The 25,204-nt window shown below is 47.6% G+C and carries 22 protein-coding genes and 1 pseudogene; 4 read left to right on the top strand and 19 right to left on the bottom strand.

Translation table 11 applies throughout. The annotated features are described in order from the left end of the window. Positions 1 to 115: 115 nt before the first annotated feature. From AC3Y23_RS01555 to AC3Y23_RS01545, 3 genes are all read right to left on the bottom strand, one after another. Positions 116 to 1,735: a sigma-70 family RNA polymerase sigma factor gene (locus AC3Y23_RS01555; protein WP_379194921.1), complete on the bottom strand. Its 1,620-nt coding sequence runs from the start codon at positions 1,733 to 1,735 to the stop codon at positions 116 to 118. 189 nt (positions 1,736 to 1,924) lie between these two features. Continuing rightward, positions 1,925 to 2,914: a MerR family transcriptional regulator gene (locus tag AC3Y23_RS01550; protein WP_379194919.1), complete on the bottom strand. Its 990-nt coding sequence runs from the start codon at positions 2,912 to 2,914 to the stop codon at positions 1,925 to 1,927. Positions 2,915 to 3,126: 212 nt separating this feature from the next. After that, positions 3,127 to 3,564 carry a GNAT family N-acetyltransferase gene (locus AC3Y23_RS01545; RefSeq protein ID WP_379194917.1) on the bottom strand — a complete coding sequence of 146 codons (438 nt, stop codon included), beginning with the start codon at positions 3,562 to 3,564 and terminating at the stop codon, positions 3,127 to 3,129. A gap of 230 nt (positions 3,565 to 3,794) precedes the next feature. On the opposite strand from AC3Y23_RS01545, the gene AC3Y23_RS01540 reads away from it, so the two are divergent. Both AC3Y23_RS01540 and AC3Y23_RS01535 read left to right on the top strand, forming a co-directional pair. Further along, positions 3,795 to 4,061, top strand: a complete 267-nt coding sequence (locus AC3Y23_RS01540; protein ID WP_379194914.1) for a helix-turn-helix transcriptional regulator — start codon at positions 3,795 to 3,797, stop codon at positions 4,059 to 4,061. A 72-nt stretch (positions 4,062 to 4,133) separates the two neighbouring features. Continuing rightward, entirely contained in the window at positions 4,134 to 4,397 is a 264-nt protein-coding gene (locus AC3Y23_RS01535) for a hypothetical protein (RefSeq protein ID WP_379194912.1), read from the top strand. 5 nt (positions 4,398 to 4,402) lie between these two features. Here the strand turns inward: AC3Y23_RS01535 and AC3Y23_RS01530 are convergent, their stop codons facing one another. From AC3Y23_RS01530 to trpB, 3 genes are all read right to left on the bottom strand, one after another. Beyond that, entirely contained in the window at positions 4,403 to 4,987 is a 585-nt protein-coding gene (locus tag AC3Y23_RS01530) for a TMEM175 family protein (protein WP_379194910.1), read from the bottom strand. Between the two features lie 67 nt (positions 4,988 to 5,054). Then, complete coding sequence (locus AC3Y23_RS01525) at positions 5,055 to 5,444, bottom strand: hypothetical protein (protein ID WP_379194908.1); 390 nt, start codon at positions 5,442 to 5,444, stop codon at positions 5,055 to 5,057. 452 nt (positions 5,445 to 5,896) lie between these two features. Beyond that, the gene (trpB, locus tag AC3Y23_RS01520) at positions 5,897 to 7,057 is read right to left on the bottom strand and encodes a tryptophan synthase subunit beta (RefSeq protein WP_379194906.1); all 1,161 of its coding nucleotides are present in this window, start codon (positions 7,055 to 7,057) and stop codon (positions 5,897 to 5,899) included. A 251-nt stretch (positions 7,058 to 7,308) separates the two neighbouring features. Here trpB and AC3Y23_RS01515 point away from each other — a divergent pair, with 251 nt between their 5' ends. Together AC3Y23_RS01515 and AC3Y23_RS01510 are read left to right on the top strand one after the other, a co-directional pair. Next, on the top strand, positions 7,309 to 8,139 hold the full coding sequence (locus tag AC3Y23_RS01515; RefSeq protein ID WP_379194904.1) for a class I SAM-dependent methyltransferase: 831 nt from the start codon (positions 7,309 to 7,311) through the stop codon (positions 8,137 to 8,139). 93 nt (positions 8,140 to 8,232) lie between these two features. Beyond that, positions 8,233 to 8,382 (top strand): annotated as a pseudogene (locus AC3Y23_RS01510) (AraC family transcriptional regulator); the annotation flags it as partial. Positions 8,383 to 8,449: 67 nt separating this feature from the next. Here AC3Y23_RS01510 and AC3Y23_RS01505 read toward each other — a convergent pair. The 13 genes from AC3Y23_RS01505 to dtd form a co-directional block, all read right to left on the bottom strand. Beyond that, a complete protein-coding gene (locus AC3Y23_RS01505) occupies positions 8,450 to 9,022 on the bottom strand; it encodes a GNAT family N-acetyltransferase (RefSeq protein ID WP_379194902.1) in 573 nt (190 codons plus the stop codon). A 28-nt stretch (positions 9,023 to 9,050) separates the two neighbouring features. After that, positions 9,051 to 9,578 carry a GNAT family N-acetyltransferase gene (locus AC3Y23_RS01500; RefSeq protein ID WP_379194900.1) on the bottom strand — a complete coding sequence of 176 codons (528 nt, stop codon included), beginning with the start codon at positions 9,576 to 9,578 and terminating at the stop codon, positions 9,051 to 9,053. Between the two features lie 112 nt (positions 9,579 to 9,690). Beyond that, a complete protein-coding gene (locus AC3Y23_RS01495) occupies positions 9,691 to 10,995 on the bottom strand; it encodes a replication-associated recombination protein A (protein WP_379194898.1) in 1,305 nt (434 codons plus the stop codon). 142 nt (positions 10,996 to 11,137) lie between these two features. Then, positions 11,138 to 11,419: a CD3324 family protein gene (locus AC3Y23_RS01490; RefSeq protein WP_379194896.1), complete on the bottom strand. Its 282-nt coding sequence runs from the start codon at positions 11,417 to 11,419 to the stop codon at positions 11,138 to 11,140. A 769-nt stretch (positions 11,420 to 12,188) separates the two neighbouring features. Beyond that, positions 12,189 to 13,751 (bottom strand): tetratricopeptide repeat protein, encoded by a 1,563-nt coding sequence (locus tag AC3Y23_RS01485; RefSeq protein ID WP_379194894.1) that lies wholly within the window; start codon positions 13,749 to 13,751, stop codon positions 12,189 to 12,191. A 1,234-nt stretch (positions 13,752 to 14,985) separates the two neighbouring features. Beyond that, positions 14,986 to 17,403, bottom strand: coding sequence for a HelD family protein (locus AC3Y23_RS01480; RefSeq protein ID WP_379194892.1), 2,418 nt, complete (start codon positions 17,401 to 17,403; stop codon positions 14,986 to 14,988). Positions 17,404 to 17,537: 134 nt separating this feature from the next. Further along, positions 17,538 to 18,836, bottom strand: a complete 1,299-nt coding sequence (locus AC3Y23_RS01475) for an NCS2 family permease (RefSeq protein WP_379194890.1) — start codon at positions 18,834 to 18,836, stop codon at positions 17,538 to 17,540. Positions 18,837 to 19,035: 199 nt separating this feature from the next. Continuing rightward, entirely contained in the window at positions 19,036 to 19,791 is a 756-nt protein-coding gene (locus AC3Y23_RS01470; RefSeq protein WP_379194888.1) for a tRNA threonylcarbamoyladenosine dehydratase, read from the bottom strand. A gap of 66 nt (positions 19,792 to 19,857) precedes the next feature. Continuing rightward, on the bottom strand, positions 19,858 to 21,642 hold the full coding sequence (gene aspS, locus AC3Y23_RS01465) for an aspartate--tRNA ligase (protein WP_379194886.1): 1,785 nt from the start codon (positions 21,640 to 21,642) through the stop codon (positions 19,858 to 19,860). Positions 21,643 to 21,700: 58 nt separating this feature from the next. Further along, complete coding sequence (gene hisS, locus AC3Y23_RS01460; RefSeq protein ID WP_379194884.1) at positions 21,701 to 22,954, bottom strand: histidine--tRNA ligase; 1,254 nt, start codon at positions 22,952 to 22,954, stop codon at positions 21,701 to 21,703. A gap of 837 nt (positions 22,955 to 23,791) precedes the next feature. Next, positions 23,792 to 24,226 (bottom strand): hypothetical protein, encoded by a 435-nt coding sequence (locus AC3Y23_RS01455; RefSeq protein ID WP_379194882.1) that lies wholly within the window; start codon positions 24,224 to 24,226, stop codon positions 23,792 to 23,794. A gap of 200 nt (positions 24,227 to 24,426) precedes the next feature. Then, positions 24,427 to 24,582 carry a hypothetical protein gene (locus AC3Y23_RS01450; RefSeq protein WP_379194880.1) on the bottom strand — a complete coding sequence of 52 codons (156 nt, stop codon included), beginning with the start codon at positions 24,580 to 24,582 and terminating at the stop codon, positions 24,427 to 24,429. A gap of 173 nt (positions 24,583 to 24,755) precedes the next feature. Beyond that, positions 24,756 to 25,199 carry a D-aminoacyl-tRNA deacylase gene (gene dtd / locus AC3Y23_RS01445; protein ID WP_379194878.1) on the bottom strand — a complete coding sequence of 148 codons (444 nt, stop codon included), beginning with the start codon at positions 25,197 to 25,199 and terminating at the stop codon, positions 24,756 to 24,758. Positions 25,200 to 25,204 lie beyond the last annotated feature (5 nt).

The following is a 25,204-nucleotide window of genomic DNA, read 5'->3' as shown; positions in this document are numbered from 1 at the left end:
AGTTTTTAGGGCCATCCTTTGCAGGTTGGCCCTTCTCTTAATCTAACTTAATTCGACTTGTTAACCGAACGTCCTTCAAAAAGCATGATGTTAATTTAGCGGTGGTAACCCCGCGTTAGCTTTGATTCATGAACATGATCGTAGAAATACCTTTTTGCCGGTGCGGATCAGGTATTTTTAACATGCCGCTGTCGACCAAATGTTTGAGTACATAGGCACGCATTGTCCCTGACGCCAAGCTGTTCTGCGACCAGTAGCGCACATATTTATGAGCTTGTTCTGGCTGGCCGTCAAGATTTAATCGATAGACCTCCTGGTCCAACTTCGCTGCAGCTTCTTTGATTATTTCGGACGGTTGTGGAATCGCCGCTCGCAGACGTTCTCCTGTTTGCTTATCTTTGCAATAAACAATATTAACTTCAAGTCCGTTCTCCGTTCGCAGCAGATACTGCTTCTCGAATAGACGGCGATACGCATCAATATTCACATCGTTTTGCGGCAAATTCCCATTAATCACGTGCATCAGGTTGATGAAATCCGAACTTAGATTGTCTCTCCAGCCTCCCTGTCTGCCACACCACCAGGTATCGGCTTGCCATGCCTTCAGTCCGTGTTCATCGGAATCCCGGTTCATATCACCGTTAAAGAAATATTGAAGGCGGTCAAAGCTGACGTCATACTTTCTATCGATTGCTGCAAAAGCGGCATAATGGCCACCGTCTTTGCGGCTGACTGAAACATCTATATGACTCACCTTATTGAGCTCCTTGAAGCTCAACTGTTTACCGGCATACGGAATGAGACTCCACAACAGTACATTGACATCACCGCTCGGAATGTAGACACCCGATTCTTGGAACAATTCGACCATTGAGAAAAATTGCTTGAAATGATGCTCGGCCACAATCTCGGCATACACTTTGAACAAACGGTGTAATGCCTCACTTTTCAATTGGGATGGATCTTCAATATACATATTGGTGCGATATTTCCCACCCGATAATTGATCCATGAATCCGTATTCTTCCAGTGATTCGATTTCATCTTCGATAAATACTGGTGAAATGCCCAATTCTTCAGCGATTTCATTAACCGTGAGCGGTTTGTGATAAGCAGAGAATGCGATATTTTGTCTGATTGCCGTCGCTAGAAAGTCGGAGGTGTCGCCTTTGTTGCCGGGGGATCCGCTGTGTCCTAAATTTGTCATACGGATCGGGTTAATGCCGAGTTTGCCCATTGATCGGATTGTGTTCATCTTGTGTTTTAGCTCCTTTTTCGCTTCGAATAAGTGCCATTTGACTGTGCCACAGGAAAGCTCCATCACAGCCGCGATTTCGCGGATTTTCAGGCCACCGTAATAGTACTTGACTACGATTTCCCGTTGCTGGTGAGATAAAAAGGCGATTTCCCGCCGCAATGCACCAGCTGTTTCTTGACGGATGATTGCGTCGAAGGCCTCGTCTCTGTACATCACCTCGTTATCATCTATCGTCAATTGGTTGGTCGCTTTTACTTTCTCACCGACGTATTTCGCCCACACATAATGCGCGATCTTAAAGACGTAGCTGTTCAGATCGAGAAACTCCGTCTTATTGAGAAGCGCCTGATAAACCTCCAGCGTCATTCTTCCGGCCAGTTCCTCCGCTTCGGCGATATTGCCTGTTTTGTTCAAAGCAAATCCATACAACGGCTTGATGTATTCCTTAATGACACGATCGGCTTGTTGTTTATCCATCACTTGAAGCTCCTTCTTATCAAATGGCACTTAACTAAATACTGCAAAGAAAACGGAAAAGGTTGGGTAGATGAGGAAAAAAATTTCGCTTGGAACGTGTCTTTCCTAAATATGTGGCGCAAGTTTTAATATCAGGTAAAAAACGCACCGACTCCAAGAGCCGATGCGTTTCTGTAAACACTTTTGCAGCTATGAATTTTTCAGTTTGATTGGGAACAGCAGGTCAATTTGATTCTGGTCATTCCATGGCTGATTAAGATGGCAATGGTAGACATAATTCAAATGTTCCTCTAACAAGCCGTTCATAAACTCCCCATTGTCGTCCAAAGTATTCGCTTCAACCTTCGGATTATCCTGATAAACCCAGCGCGATAACAATTCCCACTCTTGGAAATTATCAAGTGTTATCGTATGCGCTGCATACAACCCGCCAGCAAACTTCTTTTTCACAAGTGGTGCAGGAACATCCCATTCTTCTGGAATAGTAACCCAAAACTCGTATCCATAGAATGGTCTTTCATTAGATGGGTTTGGATGATTAAAACCAAATACCCGGGCATCCGGCTTCACGTTATACAACTGGCTCTCCTGTACGAACTGATACAACTGCTTCCCTGCATGCTCTTCGGGATTTTCCCCGATAAAATGGCTAGACGCAACGGTAAAGGGCGGCACGTGGACAATCCTCACATTTTCAATCGTCTGTAATGTCTCCGCAGCTTTGTTTAAATCCTTCATTGACTTATCCTCCTTCAAATCGAGATAGGTTAAGGATAAGGAGGCTACTTCGCGCAGTAGGGCTTCATCGTTTAGCATATTTTGATTGATATCAAGCTGGTGACTGTTTTCCAGCCCTTCGATGAGCTTAAGTATGATTTCCTTGATCGTTGTCAACGAATCGATTCTACCGGTTACCTCTTTGACTCTTTCTTTAAAAATTTCTACAGTCGCTCTGACATCTTCATTCTCAAGAATGCTGGCAATTTGTTTGAGCGGAATATTGAGCTTTCTTAGAATGATAATCTGCTGAAGACGCCGGAGGGCACATTGATTATAAGTACGATAAGCATAGCCCTCTAATTTTGAGCTTGATATAAGCCCTAGTTGTTCATAGTATCTAAGCGTTCTGGTCGTCACTTGATAATGCCTTGATACTTCGCTGATGGTTACGAGCTCCATAAGCAGCCTCCTTTCCTTTATTTGAAGTGTAGAGAACGCCGCGACGTCAAAGTCAATATAGTAAAAGCTTGCCGTTACTTATGATAAGATTCCCATCTCTAGACGAAACGGCAAGTTTTTAGGTCTAGTTTCAGAGCCATCCTTTAATCAAGGTTGTTTGTGATGCTAGTTCCCCTGCAGCCTTATTATCTCGCACAGTTAATTTTAATGAATCAAATATTTATTGACATGAAGTTCTTTCCTTCAACAAAACCAAGACTTTCATACATCGATTTAGCCATATCAGACGAATGTAGCAGGATTTTTCTAATTCCTTGTGCCTTCAAATAGTCTATTGCTTCACTAACAAGTTTGGATACTATACCTTGTCGACGGTAATTTGGGATTGTGAAAACATTAGTCATGTATGCAACCAATCCAGAGGGATTTTCAAATCGTGGTGCAAATTGACATAAGCAAAAACATACTGCAGATACAACTACTCCTCCATCATCAGCAACCCATACAACGAGCGACTTGTCTGATAATGAGGAATCAAAGTAGTTTCTAAATGTTTCATCCATACTACTGTTGTCCTCATTACATAGCAATATCTTACGAAATTTAATTAACTGTGGTATATCGGTCGTAGTCGCCTTTCGAAATAGCATGATTAACTTCCTTCCTGTACAAAATATAATTTTTCAAACATTAAATGCTACACCAAGATACACGCTGGAAGCAGCAGATGAAATCAAACAAGAGAGGTTTGTCAACGAACAATTTTCCCAGTTTAAGAAGACTGATGAACGACGAATTCCATCACTTATATTGCTGTTATTTTATACTTCATATTGAAAGGTGGTAGAGTAATGGATTGCTTACTAGGATGAATCAGACTATGGACTACATCGAAATGAACTTGACCGGGGAGATTGAATTGTCTGAGGTTGCTCGAAAAGCATGTTGTTCATCACATCATTTCCAGAGAATGTTCTCATTCATTACGGATATAACGCTTGCAGAATATATTCGATGTAGGCGGTTAACCTTAGCCGCGCTTGAATTACAAAACAGCGATATTACGAGAATCATCGGTATCGCATTTAAATACGGATATGGATCGCCCGAGCTTTTCATTCGCTTCATGGAGTCACTCCTTCAATAGCACGTCAAAATGGAGTTGAACTTAAAGCTTTTCCTCGTCTCTTCTTCCTTATTACGATAAGGAGCAGAATCTATGAATTATCGTATTGAAACAAAGGAATCTTTTCAAGTATTTGGTATTGAAGGAGTGTTTCAACTGGAAACGATGAATCTCCTAATACTCCAACGCAATTGTGTCAGCAGTGCCACGCCAACGGTGATCTTTGCGGGCGACTTGCCTTCATTTGTTGATAAGAACTTATATAAAGTGAATACCAAAAGAAGACATCTTCCCCGAAGGTTAATGTCTTCTTTTTCTAACACCCCTGTAGCGCAATTATCGAGTAACTGGCATTAATCTGTTTAAGTTTGATGGCCTCGCAGAGCGTGCTCAATTCGCTTATCCGGTATGAACCAGATCAATGCCACAAGTAGGAAAAAGAAGCCGGATATCCAAGGACTCGCATAGGCAGTCAAGGATGCGGTCAAGTAGAGCACGGGAGATAATTTCCCCTTCAAATCTCTGCCCATCGCCAGAACCAATGGGGAATCGCCGGGATGCTGGTTAATAATCGCGCGCTGAAGCAGCCAGTACGATATCGACGCGAGTAGTAAAATAATACCGTATAACGCCGTTGGTGTTGCTGCAAAATGGCTTTCACCCATCCAAGCTGTCGTGAACGGTATAAGGGATAACCAAAAAAGAAGCAGTAAGTTGAGCCACATTAAACGCCCGTTCATCGTTCGAACCATGTGTAGTAGATGGTGATGATTATTCCAGTAGATTCCAATATATACAAAACTGAAGATGTAGCTTAAAACCTTGGGGCCAAGCGTGATCAGCGAATACCAGTCATGGTCTTCCGGCACTTTAAATTCCAGCACCATAACCGTAATTATGATCGCCAACACGCCATCGCTGAACGCTTCCATCCGATTCGCTTTCAAAATACTTCACCTTCTCCTCTCTTCTCATTCAGGGAACCACCGAATCTGTTCAGCGGATGCTGCAATATTACGGAAAAACGATTTCACCGTTGTCGCTACTGACATCAAAAAAGCCCACCATGTGTTTTAATGCTAATTCCCGCATTGTCGTATAGGCCTCCTCAGCAACGGAATAAGCAAAAGCCGCATAGATGACGGCAGAACCAAGCGAGTAGTCGGTCAAGCGGTTATCAGTTCCAGCTTCCTCCATAGCTTCAAAAATTTCATCATCTGCATTCATATTGGGGAAATGTTCCGCCAGCTCACTGTAAAAGTGCTGTAACGCCTCGGAGCAAACGGAAGGAGCATTATATTCATGGTCTTCCGACCATTGCACTTGCTGCTCATACCAATCCATAAATGCTTCCCTTTCCTTCGGCGCCTTGGACGGCTCGAAAGCCATTAAATCATAGCTCACTTGAATTCCTCCTGTATTAAAATTTCAGAACACGCCTATTTCTCTTTATACAATCGATATAACCTACAACATTTTTTTCAGAACCAAGAACCATAGCATCTTCCACTCATGGTTTGATCTTCTGACTCTAAAAAGTCTTCCTCAACTACCATGCATTCAGATTATCACATCCCCAGCGTAAGAAAAATAACTTATTAGAACTAAGCAAACCACAAGAAAGTGAAAAAATGAGCAGCCCTGTCCGGAATCTCGTTGTTACCTAATCTTAGTCGATGTATTTCAAATCTCTGTGGATGAAAGCAAAGGTTCCCCGACAAGCTCACCATCTTGATCTGACATTAAAAAAGCCCCAAAAGCACTATCCTCTATAGAGAAAAATCAAAGGGCACCCGATAGGGCGCCCTTCCGTCTTGCATACCTGCATTTAATATATAAGTGATGCATCCGCTATGTTATTTGAGTAATTGATACACTTGTTCGACATCCTTATCCCCACGGCCGGACAGATTGACGATGATGATCTGATCCTGGCTCATCGTCTGCGCCAGCTTCTTCGCATGTGCAATCGCATGTGCGCTCTCCAGGGCAGGAATAATTCCCTCTGTGCGAGACAGTTCCTGAAAAGCCGCCAGCACTTCTTCATTGGTAACTGTTGCATATTCAGCACGGCCCGTTACCTTCAGGTGGCTATGCTCCGGTCCAATGCCCGGATAGTCAAGTCCAGCGGCGATCGAATAGGTCTTTCTTGGCTGGCCTTCCTCGTCCAGCAGAACTAAACACTTGAAGCCATGAATGACGCTCGGTACACCTTCGGTTAAGGATGGCGCTTGATCGGGCTCAACGCCAATTAAGCGGACAGTCGGCTCATCGATGAAGTGGGCGAATGCACCGATCGCATTGCTTCCCCCGCCTGTACAGGCCACTACCGCATCTGGTAAACGGCCTTCTTTTTCCATAATCTGAAGCTTCGATTCTTCGCTAATAATGGCCTGAAAGTGCTTGACCATCGTTGGGAACGGGTGCGGCCCCACTGCGGATCCTAACAAATAAAACGTATTTTTATAATTACGGACCAGATCATCCAGCGCTTCATCTACTGCGTCCTTCAGTCGTCCTTGGCCTTTATGTACCGGTACAACCGTTGCACCGAGCAGTTCCATTCGGAACACGTTAAGGGCCTGGCGCCGCGTATCTTCGGCTCCCATGTAGATGACACAATCCATATCAAACATAGCGCAAGCAGTAGCCGTAGCAACACCGTGCTGGCCCGCTCCAGTCTCAGCGATAATCCGTTTAGCCCCCATCCGCTTAGCAAGCAGAATCTGGCCAATTGCATTGTTGATCTTATGTGCTCCGGTATGATTCAGATCCTCACGCTTTAAGTAAATCTTCGGCCCACCCCAGGCTTTGGTCAACCGCTCTGCATACGTCAGCGGATTCTCGCGGCCAACATATTCACTGAGATAGTAACGAAGCTCTTCCTTAAAATCTGGGTCGTCTTTGTATTTATTAAATTGCTCACTCAAATAACTCAGCACTTCCTGCAATTCCGGCGGAACAAAGCTGCCACCAAACTCTCCAAAGTAACCCTCTTGCTGCAATTGTTGATCCATAAGAAAGCGCCTCCATTAGTCGACATAAGAATGGTAATTACTCCTACCATCTTAACATAAATGACTGGAATACAATTACAATTGACCTTTGTTTAATAAAATTTTGACTGACTCTGTCGAAATTTGATACGGAAAGTTTCTTCTTCAAGTAAAAAATAGGAAATCAACTTTAATATTTTTCGCTTTTATCCCTTTTAATGTTAGCGTTATTATATCCTATGAAACTTATAATCTGACTGGAGGCAATAATCTTGGAAGCACGTAATTCAACATATAACTTTCAGAATGTTAGTATTGGTGCTGAAGCAGAGTTACTACGCTTAAAAGAACAAGCATTAATGGGCTGGGAAAAAGAATATCGCACACTGAAATGGTTTGGACTAGAGGATGGAATGAAGGTATTGGAAGTTGGCAGTGGTCCGGGATTCGTTACGGAAAAATTACTTGATAACTTGCCGGGCAGTGAAATTACAGCATTGGATATCGACGATATTTTACTTAAAGAGGCTAAGCAACGCTTAAATCACATACCCGAATCAAGACTTAAATTCACTAAAGCATCCGTCTACAATACTGATTTACCTAATGATTATTATGACTTTGCTATTGCACGTCTCTTATTCCTTCATCTACATAACCCGTTGCAAGCAGCAAAAGAAATTAGACGCGTACTCAAACCGGGTGGAACGCTCATAATTATTGATATCGATGATGGAGTATTTGGCGCTATCCAACCTGAACTAGACGTATTGCAATCAATATTAAAAAAACTGTCGAGGATGCAAGCTTCAATGGGCGGCAACAGAAATATTGGAAGAAGCTTGCCACGGATATTATCTGATTCAGGCTTTACAGATGTTGATTTAGAAGCAATCGTTCAACATAGTGATTTACAAAGTATCGAGGGATTCAAACGACAATTTGATATAAACCGTTTTTCTGGATTCTATCAGAGTGGGGTTATTACGGAGTATGAGTATGATGAGCTAAATAAATCCTATAAAAATTTTGATAGTTCCCCAGACGCTCATGCAATGATGTTATTTTTTATGGCTTGTGGAAGAAAACCTATGCCCGAGTAAAACTATTCCTAAAGGGCAAACTTAATTGATCACAAATAGTTGCGATCCGAATCTACCGTTATTTTATACTTCATATCGAAAGGAGGTGGACGAATGGATTGGCTTACTAGGATGAATCAGGCTATGGACTACATCGAGATGAACTTGACCGGGGAGATTGAATTGTCTGAGGTTGCTCGAAAAGCTTGTTGTTCATCACATCATTTCCAGAGAATGTTCTCATTCATTACGGATATAACGCTAACACTGAGCACTCCACATGTGTGGAGTGCTCAGTGTTAGCAAAATAGAAAAGGCAGCTTAAGCCGTTTTATTGATCTGAAGGTTCATATTCGCTCTTCAATCTAGAAAAGACAACAAGGTCCACATATTTGCCTTTTTCGAACTCATGTTGCCTTAAGACACCCTCTTTGTGGAAGCCGAGCCTATACATCAATCGCATCGACGCCTCATTCTCTGGTTCCACTTTCGCTTCAATTTTATTGACATTCATAGTCAAAAAACCAAAATGCATGATACATTTCACTACCTCTGTCATAATACCCTTTCCCCAAAAATCAGGATTTAGGTCATAACCAATTTCAATACGATTGTGTATCTTCTCGTAGTTTAGAAATCCACATGTTCCAATCACTTTTTTGGACTCACTATCTTCAATCATCCATCGTAAACCGGATTGTTCCTTAAAAATTTTCTGATACCAATTCATTTCATTTATCGCATCTTCGACTGAAGCAAATGGTATGCATGGCATATATTTCACAACAGCTTCTTTTGAATAAAGTTCGAAAATATCATAGCGATCTTTTTCTTCTTCTCTCCGCAGTATGAACCGTTCTGTTTTTAACTGGGGGAACTCAATAAATGCGAACTCTGAATTCATGTTACTCCTCCTTTTTTCCCACTTCGACTCACAATTTTTTCAGCATATGAATGTCATCAGGTTCTTTGTTGAAAAGCTCCTCATCGACTTCTGACGCGATAGAAGAACCAAAGCTCGAATAGAACTTCACCGCAGATTCAGTTTCTGTGGAGGAGATATAGAGGTATTCTGCTCCTTTTTCGATGGCAGCTTTACTTAATGCGGCGAAAATTTGCCGACCGATGCCCCGTCTTCGATATTCCCGAGTAACATACATCAGGTCGATTTGAAGTTGATTATGCTCTCTTCCCCGCACCTTATGGGCTAGAACTCCGAACCCCACCAACTTACTCCCGTCGAATGCGCCAAATGCCACCCCGCCATGGGCAAGCTCATACTCATATCGTGAAATAATCTCCTGATGATGGTCTTCCATCCAATTAGGGCACTCATGGGGTGTCTTTAATTCTTCAAGAGCCCCATCCCGATATCGGTACGTTAGTTCTATGGTTTCAGAGCGATCTATATCGCGGATTTTATAAGAATCCTCAAGCTTCATTTGAACGAGTGTAACCATACTTCCCCTCCAAAAGCTCAATGTATTATTCACATAAGGATTAATGTTAAAAATGAAGCACTAACCGTTGGAAAACTATCCAGCTCAGAGTTATGAAACGCTCTACACTGTTCTACCGCTCCCGCCGCAGCGCCTGGTTGTGGCGAATCTTCGACTCATTGCCCTGCTCGGTGGCTTGATAGAACACCCTGCGGGCAATCGCTTTGGGCAAGTATTCCTGCTTCACATAATGGCCCGGAAAATCATGCGGGTACTGATATCCAGCATGACCTAGTGCGGCTGCACCTTTGTAATGCGTATCGCGCAGGTGCAGTGGCACCTCGGCTGATTTCAGCTCCTCGATGCTGGACATCGCCTTGGAGATGGCCGTATACACGGCATTGGATTTCGGACTCTCCACCGCAAACAGAATCGCCTGGGCGATGTTCAACTTCGCTTCCGGCCAGCCATTGTTGCGGTACGCCTCCAGAGCGCTAACAGCTTGCACCATGGCCTGCGGATTCGCGAGGCCAATATCCTCGCTGCTAGCCGCGATCAGGCGGCGGATGAAGGTCATTGGGTCCATGCCGAGCTTCTCGACGGCATAGAGGAACCAGAACAGCGCGGCGTCACTGGAGCCGCGAATGCTCTTGTGAAAAGCAGACAACACATCGTACTGCGTCGATTCATCCGCCTTCACGATTGGGCGGCGGATCGACTCCTCCGCGACCTCCAGCGTGATATGCACGCTGCCGTCGCTCTGGGGCGCTGTCGTGAGCGCAGCCAGCTCCAGCGCATTCAGTGCCCGCCGGATGTCGCCGTTCGCCATCGTGGCGATATGCTGTAGGGCCTCCTCGTCCACTCGGAGGTCCATGAACCCCAGGCCCCGTTCCTTATCGTCCAGGGCCCGTTTCATCGCCGTGAGGCTATGCTCCCTCGTCAGCGACTCCAACTGGAACAGCGTAGACCGACTCATTAAGGCCCCGTTCACATAATGGAACGGGTTCTCAGTCGTCGCCCCGATAAAGATAATCGTGCCCTTCTCCACCGCGGGCAGCAGGGCATCCTGACGCGAGCTGTTGAAGCGATGCACCTCGTCCAGGAAGAGAATCGTCTTCGTCCCGTACAGGGACTTGTTGCTCTGCGCTCGCTCGATCACTTCCCGCACATCCTTGACGGAAGCCTCTACGGCATTCAAGCGCACGAACTCGCCCTGCGTGTGATGGGAAATAATATGAGCCAGCGTCGTCTTGCCGCAGCCCGGCGGCCCGTAGAGCAGAATCGACGAGACCTGATCAGCCTCAATAGCCCGGCGCAGCAATTTACCCCGACCTATGATATGCTCCTGTCCGATATATTCATTCAGATTCTCCGGGCGCATGCGATCAGCCAGCAGCCGTCCGTCCCCCCTGCTCTCTTCAAAAGAAAATAAATCCATGATCTCCACTTCCTTGCGATATTCTATATAGGTTGAACCTGACTATTTTAGTTCTCCTATCATACCATATCAGAGAAAAACATAATAAAGAGCATGACCTCGTCAACGGGACGGGAGCCATGCTCTTTGTTCAAAGTGCAGCCTAGCGGCTCAACGCTAGCCGCATTTTTGATATAATTTTACGGATACTTTCTTCCGATAGATGATATCTTTGCTGAAGCTCCGATACAGAGCATCCACTGCGGTGAGAACAAAAAATCTCTTCGTTACGGTTCGCAATCTCCTGCCTTGAACCACTGTTCTCGCCCCATCTGACACGCTGTTCCGACTTCTTGGGGATGTATAACAGTTCTCCCTGGATGTATCCCTGAAGCTCCTCTAGAAGCCTAGGGGGAAGAACATCCCTCCCATTTACATAACTCACGTTTCGTATCCTCCTTCAGTAGGTGTGTTCCTTGAGTTCCCGCCAACTTCTTGTTAAAGATAATCATGTCACGCTCTCCTTTCTTATTCTCAAATTTGGTAAATACCGTAATTTCATTATATTAAACCAACCGTTAGGCGTCTATATTCGGATAGAAAATTTTTGTAATCGTTTTATATGTTTGTAAATCGGACAAAAGCAAGTGCTCGGCACATGAAGACACAGCGCTCACATTATGCCTTAGCAGTCTAAACCTCGAGCGGCGCAGTTTAACAAAAGTAGGGCCCAGTTCTTTTAAATAAGGAGGCCTTGCGGCCTCCCCTTGTATTGCGATCTCCGTCGTTAGACGGAGACCACCTCATATACTGAAATCATCGTTAATCAGCCTCCTTCCAGAAGTAATCTTGCCCGGCCGGACACTTATTATTAAGCCATAGCCCCAGTGGAGTTACAAGTTCAAAAACAGTTTAAAACATTCTCCACCAAAGATACCGCCGCATGGAGGCGTTCAGGTTACAGCGAATGAGGTGTCTAGCTTCAGCGTATTCAGTTGCCTGACTCCAACGAATTCAGTTACCTAGCTTCAGTGTATTCAGTTGCCTGACTCCAACGAATTTAGTTACCTAGTTTCAGCGATTCAGTTACCTGACTCCAACGAAATCAGTTACCTCGCTTCAGGGTATTTAATCGCCTTATTCCGTGCATTCAGCTAACCTATACATTACTTTCTGGTTCCTTCAATTCAGCGCAGCCGCGTTCCACTATAGGATCATTCTACTCCCTGTTTCAAAGCGTTCAATAGCTCCAAGGCTTCTTCGTATTCCGGCTCTAGCTCCAGCGCTCTGGTCGTATAATCCAAGGTAGCCGCATCATCCCCAAGCTCATAGTTGCAGATGGCGAGACTATACAGGACAGGCACGACAGGCTCATCCAGATTGGCTTGCACAGAGAGTTCCAAGAACTCCCGTGCTTCCGCGAATTGATCCATCTCGAACAGCAGCAGTCCGCAGTCCAAGGCAAGATCATAACTAGCTTCCATCGCATAATGATTGGCCCACATGATCTGAATTCCTCTTTGCAAATCGAGCAGCTCCTCGTCACCACAGTCCTGAAGCTGGGCCGAGATGTGCTCAGCGCTGTGGATAAATAACTCGGCATCATAGCCGCCAAGGCGCCAGAAGGCCAAGAGTTGACGAAGTTCCATTTCACCCAGGTGCTGATCCACGGATCCCTTCAAGCAGTAAAAATCATCCGGCCCGAAGCGCCCAATGGACCGCCGATAGGCTAGCCGTGTCTGTACGTAACTATTCGGCTCCTGAAGCATGAAAATGCAGCCGACATTGATATCTTTATAGTGATGCTGTGTGAACAGGGACACGGCCCCTTTTTGCTCAAAAGCATGCTGGATCGCATGATAGTTCGCTGTTAGAGAGAAGCAACCGTGGTGAATTAGCTCAGGGGGCGGTGCGAACTCCCAGTTCTCTAGCCTATGGTCGCCTTTATCTGCTGTGATTAGAAGAAACCCTGCCCGGGATAAAGCATTCAGACGCTCCATACACGTCAGCCCAGCCGCAGGGAACAGAATATGCGAGTCTTCCAGCTTGTCCTGATATATTTTTATAATCCCCTGATAAGGGTGCGTATCCTCTTCATAGCCGGCTGCACGGCGGTATTGGAATTCGGGAACCACTTTTTTGAGCAGCTCCGATTGGCTAAGCCCTTCCACTTCCTCGGGAAATTTCAGTGCCACCTCGCACTCGAAAATTTTCCCTTCATCCACATAAAGCAACTCTTGCGGGATACTGCAAAAAAAGTAGTTGGCGATTACCAGGAGTGGCTGCTCCAAATCCCCAGGACGGATGACCACTTTGCTTTGTGTCAGATGCAGCTCTGTATCATGGACGGCATCAAAACGGGCAAAATCCAGCAGCCCCTCATCTACCAACGACAGCAGGCCAGGATGCCGCTGCCAGGAGGAGACGTTTTTGGCGGCCAAATCACTCATAACATAACGAACGGGAGGTAAAGTAAGCCCTGCATACTCCCTAATTTCGCGTAATTGCCGAACGATATGGAAGGCTAACCGGCCAGCGCCCGCTCCAAGCTCCAGAATGGTAACCGGCTCCGATACATGTCCTTGTGCGGCCCGATCCTGAAGAAATCCGAAGATCATCTCCGCGTAGGCTTCCGCAATCATAGGATTGCTCGTAATATACTGTGGCACTTCGTCGTCTTCCCAAGCTTTCATACCTTTTTCTTCAAAATAAGCGCGCTGCAGCTCCCAGATCGGGGCTTCACTGAAGCGGTAGAACTGTTGTCCATTGGTTGTCATTGATGTGTAACCTGCTCTCTATCATATTCCACTTAATATCTACTTCTAAGGATTGATGATCCCGGCCGGTGTGTCAACCGGTTCTTTCAGGATTTTGGTTTTATTTATAGATAAGACGAGCTTAAGGTCTGAACTAAAGTACTTAGGATCTGAATTTAAGATTTCAACTTTAGATCGAACTTAAAATCTGAACTTAGGATCTGAACTTTAGGTCGAACTTTAAATCTGAACTTAGGACGTCAACTTTAGTTCGAACTTAAAATCTGAACTTAGAACCTAAATATATGTCTCGGTAGTTCCTACGGTGGAAGGTTTGGACTTCTGATCACTGTTACCTCCGGATTTTCTCTGTATCGCCGTTTCTATAGGACGCATTAAAATAACAAACAAAGCCAAGAAAAAGAGGATAAATAGGCTTCCCGATTTGTAATTAACGGCATTTTTGCACCTTAAATGCTCTGTATTTATGGGCTAGTGTTAATTAAAGGCATTTTTGTACCTTAATTATCCCATAATATCCCTTTTAAGCTAATTTTATCCAAAATAAGGTACGAAAATGCCCTTATTTCCCTCTTTTATCTCCATTTGATAAATATAAGGTGCAAAAATGCTCTTAATTGGGGAAGTGGGCCTTTTTTCACGGTTAAGAGGAAGGAGAACGGGTGGGCGCAATTGGTTTTGTGTCCTAAAACCCTAACTTCACCAAAATCACACCTGCTCTTCTGTTTGATTTTTAACTTCACTTCATACAGCGGCTGAAATCTGGCGACAGCTTAGGCTCACGGGTGCGAGTTTTCCTACTGAGAACTTTGCTAGAGCTTTCCCGAGAGCTTTGCTGAGAGCTTTCCTTCTGGGAGCTTCGCTAGAGCTTTCTGCTGAGAGCTTTGCTTTGGGCTTTCCCGAGAGCCTTGCTAGAGCTTTTCTGCTGCGAGCTTTGCTACGGGCTTTCCCGAGAGCTTTGCTAGAGCTTTCTGCTGCGAGCTTTGCTACGGGCTTTCCCGAGAGCCTTGCTGGAGCTTTGCTAGAGCTCTCCTGTTGAGAGCTTTCCTACTGAAAGCTTTGCCGAGAGCTTTGCTACTAATTTTCCTAACGAAAGCTTTTAAGGCGAGCGCTTCGCTCCTACAGCTCCAAACCTTCCCCTTCATTCCATCTTGCTTCTGTCACTTTCTTTCATTCGTCTTATATGCAAAAAGGAACTAACCGGGGCAATCTCCCCGGTAGTTCCCCAGATATCTTAATGCAGCGACGTTTCCGTCGGCCAGCCGATCAGAACCTCTCCTTCAGACGCCTGCACGTAGGTCGGAAGTTCTCCATCATGCAGCAACCACAACTCATGCAGCGCGCGCGTGCAGCCAACATACGTCAGCTTGGCATCCCAGGCTGCGTCCCCATAGTGACTACGATCCGCATCCGCCAGGATAACGGCGTCGAACTCGAGTCCCTTGGATAGGTAAACCGGGAGTATCGATAGCCCGCCTTGGTAGGCTGTCATGCTACCGTCGATGAGATGGATGTCAGTAAAATGCTCTGCCAACGCCTCGTACAGCTCCGTGGCTTCCCGCAAACTACGTGTCAGGACAGCAACCGTACGATACTCTCGGCCAGACAACGCAGCCAGTGCGGCCCTCAGGTCCTGCATGCGTGGATCCAAGTGCTTATTCTCCGTCAACGAGCGGTCTGACTCAGAGCCACCTGCCCTTGAGTCCTCCTCAGAGCTGCCCACTTCAGAGCCACCTGCCCTTGAGTCCTCTCCCTCAGAGCTGCCCACTTCAGAGGCACCTGCCCTTGAGCCCTCTCCCTCAGAGCTGCCCACTTCAGAGCGTTCTGCCCTAGAGCCCTCTCCTTCAGAGCTGCCCACTCCAGAGCCGCCTGCCTCAGGCCGGCCCCCCTCGCCATAGGCGATGAGTCTCACCGGATTACCACTGCGGAAGACCGGCACAGCCAGCAGCGGGCTATTCACGCCCGCAGACAGGATACCGTTCGCAAACTCGATGATCTCCATCGTCGAGCGATAACTGCGCGTAAGCGCATGGTACGCCGTATGCTCAGGATCGAAGAGCTTCTGCATCTCATCCCAACCATGTACACCCTTGTAGGCATGTATGCCCTGCGACAGATCGCCGAGGATCGTGAAGGAGTGCCCGCGCACATACAGATCCAGAATCGCGATCTGGAATGGCGAGAAGTCCTGCGCCTCGTCAATCACGACATGGTCAAAACGGCTGATGCCTTCATTGCCGTTCAGAAGATAATGAATATACAGCAGAGGTGGCAAATCCTCTTCCCGAATAATACCCTTCTTCAGTTCCTTTGCCGTTTCCTTCAGCACACCAGCCGGAATGATCCCCGGTGGTTCTACCGGCCAACTCTCCGGGGTTTTCGCCGCCCGGAAGATCTGCTTATAGATCGCCAGCGGGTCGTATTTGGACCATTTGGCGCTGTACGCTTTTTCACGTTGAGCGCCTTTCTTCTTGCGTTCTTTCATGGCTGCTGCGGACGGGCTCTTCTTCAGCTCCATCTCGATCCAGCGGTGTATCCGTGCCATCACCCGCTCCTTGCGCTTCGCCGGCGGGTACGGCGCATACTCCTCGTTATGCCAGCGCAGAATCATTGAGCGGCGCAGCACCGCACCTTCCCAAGGGATGAAATCTCCTTCCGGGACAGCGTCTGCTTCCAGCAGTTTGACGGAGTCTTCAATGAGACCCATCAATGCGGTGGAGCCCTTGAAGCGGCCCGGCGTCTCTTCCGTAATTTCCGGCATGCTGCCGGAAGTCTCGAACCAGCGGTTCATCGTCTGCGTCGCATCCTGCTGCGGCAGCTCCAGCCCCAGCACCTCCGCTGCCCAATCCGGGAATGTGTTCTGCGCAATGTTGCCCACACCAAGCTCTGGAAGCACATCGGAGATGTAGTCCAGGAACATACGGTTCGGGGCGAAAATAATCATTTTCTCCGCCGAGACCTGATCCTTGTATTGATAGAGCAAGAAGGCCAGACGGTGCAGGGCTACCGTGGTCTTCCCACTACCCGCTACCCCCTGAATAATAAGCGCGGTGTTCTTCGCAGCCCGGATGATCTTGTCCTGCTCTTCTTGGATCGTAGACACGATGTCCCGCAGCCGGTTATCCTTGTTCTCGCCAAGGCGATAGACGAGGAATTCGTCCGACACCGCCGGACCATCGCTCTCCCTGTTAAAGGTATCCGCTACCCGTTCTAGAATCTGCTTGCGGATCACCACGTTGCGCTTGAGGTAGACCAGCCCTTCTACCAATCCGTCCGGTGCTTCATAGGAAGCAGGCTCCGTCCCGCCGGTAAACGAATAGAACAGGCTTGCTACCGGTGCGCGCCAGTCGATGACTAGCGGACGGTCACTTACCTGTTCTCGGTCTGCACCGATTTTGCCAATGTAAAGTGCCTTTCGATCGTTCTCATCTGTACCTTGAAAATCAAGCCGTCCGAAATAAGGCTCCTGCCTTAGCTTGGCCAAATCCCTGCGTTTCTGCTCTCTGACAGCCTCTAGGGCTTGCTCCGTGTAGTCATGCCCGGTATAAACCGGCGTATTGCGGAGCCTCTCCAGCATAGCATCAATTTCTACAAGTGTTTTGTCCAGCCTGTCTTCTTCCTCTTGATAGGCACTTTGAAGATTGTCTTCCAATTTCAGTTACCTCCTAAAAGTATTATCGAGCCATGGTTGCCTTATTCCTCTTCCACTTACAAAAAGGATTCTCATTGTAGCATAACCAAGGCCCGAAATCCATATGTTTCAAGCTGGACAAGCGGATTGAGTGATTATAACAGTGCGTGCAGGATAAAATTCGCTATAAATAGGGCCGCTATGGCGTACAGCGCCGGTGGGACATCCTTCCCTTTGCCCATCGACAGCTTAAGGATTGGGTAGGTAATGAAGCCAAACGCCATCCCGTCGACGATGCTGTAGGTGAACGGAATCATAACCATGACCAGGAACGCCGGGAACAGCTCTGTCATGTCGCTAAAGTCCATCTCACGTACACTCTGCACCATCAATCCCCCAATGACCATCAGGATCGGAGCAATCGCGCTATCCGGCACATAAGCCAGCAGTGGAATGAACAGGAAGGTTGCACCAAACAGGATACCTGTGACTAGCGAAGTCAGACCGGAGCGGCCACCTGCTGCAATACCGGCATTAGATTCGGCGGCTGCTACCACCGGACTACTGCCGAAGATGCCTGCTGCAATGTTGGCGATGGAAAGCGCGCGCAGACTGCTTTTAAAACGCTCTGGACGGTTCGCCAGTTGAGTCTGGGAAGCGATCAGACCGATATTTTCAAAGACAACAATCAGCAGCAATAGGAAGATCGCAATCCAGAATACCAGACTGAGCAGGCCAGTCCATTGCATGCCGAAGAATACACTACTGTATCCACTGAAAACATGTCCGGATTCTACATTCTCGGGTCCTTTGGTTGCCCCTAGCAGATAAGCAAGCCCGGTGCCTACCGCCATGCTAATCAGCAGACCGCCACTCGTACCCCGGATAAACAGCACCAGTGCGAGCAGCAGAGTGATACAGGACGTGATTACTGCCGGGTCACTGAAATGGCCGATAGCCACAAAGGTCGTCTGATGCGCAATAACGATCCCACTCTTCTGCAGGCCGATAAAAGTCAGGAACAGACCGATGCCGACTGTGATGGCATGCTGTAGATTGTGAGGAATCGCTTCGCTCAAGATGCGATAAAGCGAAGTGAAGGCCACGATCGCAAACAATACGCCGGTTACGACAACAACAGCCAGCGCTTCCCGCCAATCCAGCTTCATAGAATGCACAAGGGTATACGTGAAAAAGGCGTTGATCCCCATCCCCGGCACCACGATGATCGGCGTCTTGCCGGCAAAGGCCATCAATAGACAGCCCGTAATGGCGGTCAGCAGGGTAGCTACCATTCCCGCCCGCAGCGGCATACCTGCATCATGCAGTATGGCCGCATTGACCATTACAATATATACTGAAGCGAAATAGGAGAGAATACCGGCCGCCCATTCCCGTTTCCAGTCATGTTCAGGAAGTAAACCTACGCTATTTCGCCAAAAACTGTATTTCATTTTCTAAAAACCTCCGCTAATGTCAAGTCAGGCCCAGCCCTATACTTTGCAAAAAAAGTCCCCAAGCCCTGACAAAAGGGCGTCAGCAGCCAGAAACCGGCTGTACGCCCTTTTGTACGTTTACTTTGTTAATAATTAGTGTACCCTTAATTCTTAAAATTCTTACGGCCTATACACAACTGCTTGGTAAGCGATGCAATCAGAAGCTGATGCCTCCGGCCTCCAACAGATCCTTCACAGTTACGCTAACCATAATAAGACCAGCTACAGGCGGCACGAACGCGTTGCTGGCAGGCGGCTGCTTCGCTTTGCGTCTGTCCGGCGCGTTCTCGGGAACGATTTTATCCGTAACATCCTGACGCGGCACCACCGGAGTCTCCGTAGAGAATACCACCTTAACACCCTTTTTGATGCCCTCTTTACGCAGCTTCTGACGGATAATCCGGGCAATAGGGTCATAAGTGGTCTTCGAGATGTCGGCAACCTGGAACCGGGTAGGGTCCATTTTGTTGGCTGCGCCCATACTTGAAATCATCGGAATTCCCCGTGCCAGGCATTCTTTAATCAGATGGACTTTGTAGATGATCGTATCCGAAGCATCAATCACATAATCCAGCTTATATTTAAACAATTCTTCATACGTTTCTTCCGTATAGAACATGTTCAGCGCAATGGCATCACAATCCGGATTGATCAGCTTGATGCGGTCTACCATCAGTTCGGCTTTCTTCTGTCCTACAGTGGTGGTGAGCGCATGAATTTGACGGTTGACATTAGTGATGTCCACAACGTCCTTATCAATCAGGATAATCCGCCCAACCCCACTACGGGCCAGCGCCTCTGCCGCTATACCGCCGACACCACCGATACCTAGCACTGCTACTGTGCTGTTTTTCATAATATCCAGGCCTTCCGGCCCGATGGCAAGTTCTGTACGCGAGAACTGGTGCAACATATTTTAAGCCTCCTTAACTAGCACTACGAAGCGCAAAATGCGCTTCGCAGTGAATGAATAGTATGATTATTCTTTGTCCTTTTCCTTTTTCGGTTTCAGAGCCAGCTTGATGTGCAGATCTTCCAATTGCGAGCCTTCTACTGGAGATGGAGCATCCATTAGCAGATCGGTTGCACTTGCTGTTTTCGGGAATGCGATCGTTTCACGCAGGTTAGTGCGTCCAGCAAGCAGCATCACAAGACGGTCAAGACCAAAGGCAATTCCACCGTGTGGAGGTGTGCCGTATTCAAACGCGTCGAGCAGGTAACCGAATTTATCGTAAGCCACTTCCTCTGAGAAGCCAAGCGCTTTGAACATTTGCTCTTGCACTTCACGTTTGTAGATCCGCATCGAGCCACCACCGACTTCGTAGCCGTTCAGCACGATGTCGTAAGCCTGGGCACGAATGGCACCCGGATCAGTTTCGAACAGGTGCAGATCCTCTTCACGTGGACGTGTGAACGGATGGTGTTCAGCAACATAACGTTTTTGATCTTCATCATAGCCGAGCAGCGGGAAGTCTGTTACCCAAGCGAATTTGAAGACGTTGTCGTCGATCAGGCCGAGCTGACGTCCGATTTTGAGACGCAACGCGCCAAGAACATCTGCAACCACTTTTTTGTTGTCTGCGGAGAAGAGCAGCAAGTCGCCTTCCTCAGCGCCAGTACGTTCTTTAACTGCAGCAATTTCTTCTTCGGAGAAGAACTTAACGATTGGCCCCTTAAATTCGCCATCCTTCACTTGAATCCATGCTAACCCTTTCGCGCCGTAACGAGCGGCATACGGTCCAAGATCATCGATCTCTTTACGAGTCCAAGTACCACAGCCCTTGGCGTTAAGGCACTTCACTTCTCCGCCTTTTTCGATAACGGATGCGAATACCTTCACGCCGCTGGTCGCTACGATATCATTCATCTCGATCAGTTCCAGCCCAAAGCGCAGATCCGGCTTATCGGAGCCGTATTTGCCAATAGCATCAGCATACGTCAACCGTTGGAAAGGAAGAGCGAGATCTGCACCAACAGTCTCCTTGAAGAGACGCTGCAATAGCTTCTCCATCATACCCAGCAAATCATCTTGGGACAGGAAGGAAGTCTCAATGTCGACCTGAGTGAATTCCGGCTGACGGTCAGCACGCAGATCCTCATCGCGGAAGCAACGGGCAATTTGATAGTAGCGTTCTATACCGCCCACCATCAGCAGCTGTTTGTAGATTTGTGGGGATTGCGGCAGACCGAAGAATTCCCCTTCATGCACTCGGCTCGGTACAAGATAGTCACGCGCGCCTTCAGGTGAGCTTTTGGTTAGAATCGGTGTTTCTACATCGATAAAACCTTCGCTGTCCAGGAAGTCACGGAATATTTTGGATGCTTTTGAGCGGAGAAGCAGCGTCTTTTGCATTTCAGGACGACGCAGGTCGAGGTAACGATATTTAAGACGCAGTGATTCGTCTACTTCCACACCATCTTCAATGAAGAACGGAGGAGTTTTAGCTGCGTTCAACACTTCAATATCCGTGATTTGCACTTCAATCTCACCAGTAGGGAGATTCTTATTCACGGTTTCGGCATCGCGCTTAACCACTTTACCTGTAACAGCCACAACGTATTCGCTGCGTACTTTGTCAGCAATTTGCAGCGCTTCGCCCGAATAGTCGGGATTGAAAACAACCTGTACAATACCGCTGCGGTCACGAAGATCAATGAAAAGTACGCCCCCAAGGTCGCGGCGAGTTTGTACCCAGCCGTTCAGGGTAACGGTTTGTCCAATATGGTCCTGCGTTAATTGTCCACAATGATGACTTCTTTGCATGATTTATCATATCCTTTCATGGTTGAAATATCGCTTGTACTATTACTGTTACCTTAGGCTAGACGATGGACTGAACCAGTTCATCCAGCTTGACGTTACGCTGTTCTCCTGTGTCCATCGACTTCAAGGCAATTACGCCAGCCTTCAACTCGTCTTCGCCCAGGATCGCAGTGTATCTGGCCGACATGCGGTCTGCCGATTTCATTTGTGCTTTCATTTTCCGGCCCAGATAATCGCGTTCGGCAGAGTAACCCTTACTGCGCAGAAGATACAGCTGCTTCGTAATCTCAAGATCAGCTTCCTCACTCAGCGCTACGAAATAGACATCCAGCGGTTTGGAAGATTCCAGCTCAACCTTCTGGTGTTCCAGAATAAGCAGAATGCGCTCCAGACCGATCCCGAAACCGATACCCGGTTGATCCGGTCCACCGATTTGTTCCACGAGCCCATTGTAGCGCCCGCCGCCGCCGACCGTATCGATAGAACCGATGCCGGCTGCTTTATATTCAAACGCAGTATGCGTGTAGTAATCGAGTCCGCGCACAAGACGCGTATTGATGGAGTAATCAACGCCCATCGTATCCAGATGCTGCTTAACCTTGGCAAAATGCACTGTGCACTCTTCATCCAGGCTATTCAAAATAGATGGTGCATCGGTGAATTTATCCTGATCTACCTTGCAGTCCAGTACCCGCAGTGGATTGCGCTCCATACGCCGCTGGCAGTCACCACAGAGGTTGTCTTTCATCGGTCTTAGGAAATTCAGAAGCTCCTCCCGATAAGCTGCACGGCTTGGGGCGTTACCCACGGAGTTGATCTCCACCCGCACATCCTTCAGACCCAATTCCTTATAGAACTCGTAGCCCAAGGAAATAACCTCAGCATCAATTGCCGGATCCACCGCTCCGAAAGCTTCAACACCAAACTGGTGGAACTGACGATATCTTCCCGCTTGTGGACGTTCATAACGGAACATCGGCCCGATATAATACAGCTTGCTGACATCAGGCTCGCCATACAGCTTGTTCTGCACATAAGCACGTACAACGCCTGCTGTCCCTTCTGGACGAAGCGCCAGATCCCGGTCGCCCTTGTCCTTGAACGTATACATCTCGCCTTCTACGATGTCCGTAGTTTCGCCTACGCCTCTTTCAAACAATCCGGTATGTTCGAACATAGGTGTGCGGATCTCCCGGTAGTTAAAACGGTGGCACAGTTCTCTGGCCTTCGCCTCTACAAACTGCCATTTCTCCACCGCGCCTGGCAGCACATCCTGCGTGCCTGTGGGTTTCTCGAATCTTTCTTTAGCCACTGCCTATCCCTCCTGAAAAAATACCCCTTATAGCCTTAATTTCTGCGTTAATGCGCAGCACAACAAAAAATCCCTCGCCCTGTTTATTGCAAACAGGGACGAGGGATTATCATAACCAATAATTCACCCGTGGTACCACCCACATTCCGGATTAGGAGATTGCTCTCACCATATCCGCTTCAAGCGGTTAACGCCCGCCTACGCGCAAACGGCTACTATTGCAGCAGTTGTAGAATCCTGCCGATGTTCGCCGTGCGTTCTCGGGGAGGTCATTCATTCGCTCATCAACAGAATCCTTGCAGCAGCCATACGCTCTCGGGTTACATTGTCATTGGTGGACAATACCGATTCGTCAGGGGATTCCTCTCTGGGGTTGTGGGGGTCGAATTACTTATTCCCGTCATCAAAGCACTATAATGTAACTGTTATTGTTAGATTCTACTGAACCACTGCGCTAAAGTCAAGAAGGGAAATTAAAATCTAAGATGTATTTCGGCAGAAACTGAGCTAAATCGTCAAATTGTTCCTGATACAAAAAAAATGACCCACAGCCGATTGCTGCGGGTCCATCATCATATATTATTAAAAAGGGGGTCATGTCTTTATTATAATCACGCTATATTAAGGAATCATGTATGTAATATTACGAGTACATTACAGAAAAGTAAGCGCTTCATTTTCAAGGACATCCCTGTTTCGTGTTTCTATATCATACCTTTAGCCTGACATCACGGCAACCATGGGGAACCCCTATTTTCAACTGGACCAATTTAAAAACGCCGGATAACCCCTAAAGGCCATCCGACGCTATATTACTAATATCCTTGAATGCGGTCTTTAATCAAACCGCTCCACATAAGCTTGCTTGCCGCGCAGAATTTGAATGACCTCGTTATATCTATCTTCTTCTACCTTCAGCTCCATGATATAGCGGAGTTCCCCAAGTTCTTCGTCACTAAGTTCGTTGTCCTCCCCGGCGTTTCCGCTAAGCCCGCGGCTTTCAGCATCGTCCACAGTCTCTGGAATTCCGGTGCTAGCCACCAGCGCAGCTCCGGCACCCGGAGCCCCGGAGGTACCCGATATGCTGAATCCTCCCGCCGCCAAGGCCGAATTCCCAAGTGGAATCACTGGTAGCAGAAAACGGCGGTCTTGTCCCGGCCGATCATCGAGCGGCCACACCTCCAGCCCTTCCACGTTATAGGCGATAAGCGCTGTTTTGGCCCCTAGCGCATCATCTTCTGTCTTGAAATAAGCCTGAATTCTTCTAGCCATTGTTATTCCCTCCTCGGTTAAATGTTCAACCCAGTCTTCCATCCTTGAATGTCGCGCCTACATACATCAACTTTCGGGGATCTCTCGTTCATCTATTACCCGGTTCATCGAATGTTCTAACCCTGTTTTTGCAGATTGACCCTGTTGTTATCCCTATTGCGCCAATAACATCACAGAAAAAAGCCGCCTTGCCGCCCTTCTCAGGTACGCGGCAGCAGCTCGCGGCTTCTTCCCTTCAATACCTGAATCTCGGCAGGAACCTCCGCTCCTTTTACCATTGCACCAGCTTCTGCAGGGCTTCCTGTCGCCAGTGCCGGGATGCTTCTCCATACCCAAGCCTTTTGGGATTGTCTCATTGCCGTAGCTCCTTGCATCTTGCCATAATGTCCATCCGCTCCTAGTCTAACCATGCGAACAATACCCTATCCGTACAAAAAAAGATGCCGCTCATCGCTCCTAAAGGAACAATGATGCGGCATCCGTCGATGTCTTGCTGATCTCAAATAAAATTAAGATTGTCACGCTTGATTTAGCCCCTGCTATCGAGAATTAACGTAACAGGCCCCCAGTTGACGAGCGACACATCCATCATCGCTCCGAACACCCCGGTTTCAACTTGCAGACCACGAGCAACCAGCTCACGGTTAAAATAATCATATAGCTGCTCAGCCTCAGTCGGCCCGGCAGCGGCCATGAAGTTGGGGCGTCTGCCTTTGCGGCAGTCCCCGTATAACGTAAACTGCGATACAGACAGGATGGCGCCGCCGGTGTCGGTGACGCTGAAATTCATTTTCCCAGCTTCATCCTCAAAAATCCGCAGTCCCGCCACCTTCTCGACCAGATACGTCGCATCCTTCTCTGTATCCTCATGGGTTACACCGACCAGTAGCATCAAACCTTCGCCAATCTCACCGGTCACCTCGCCATTAACAGTTACCTTAGCTTCCTTACAGCGCTGTACTACTACTCTCATTACAG

It is taken from the genome of Paenibacillus sp. MAHUQ-45 (assembly GCF_058133325.1).
This window is presented reverse-complemented; position numbering and strand designations above follow the sequence as displayed.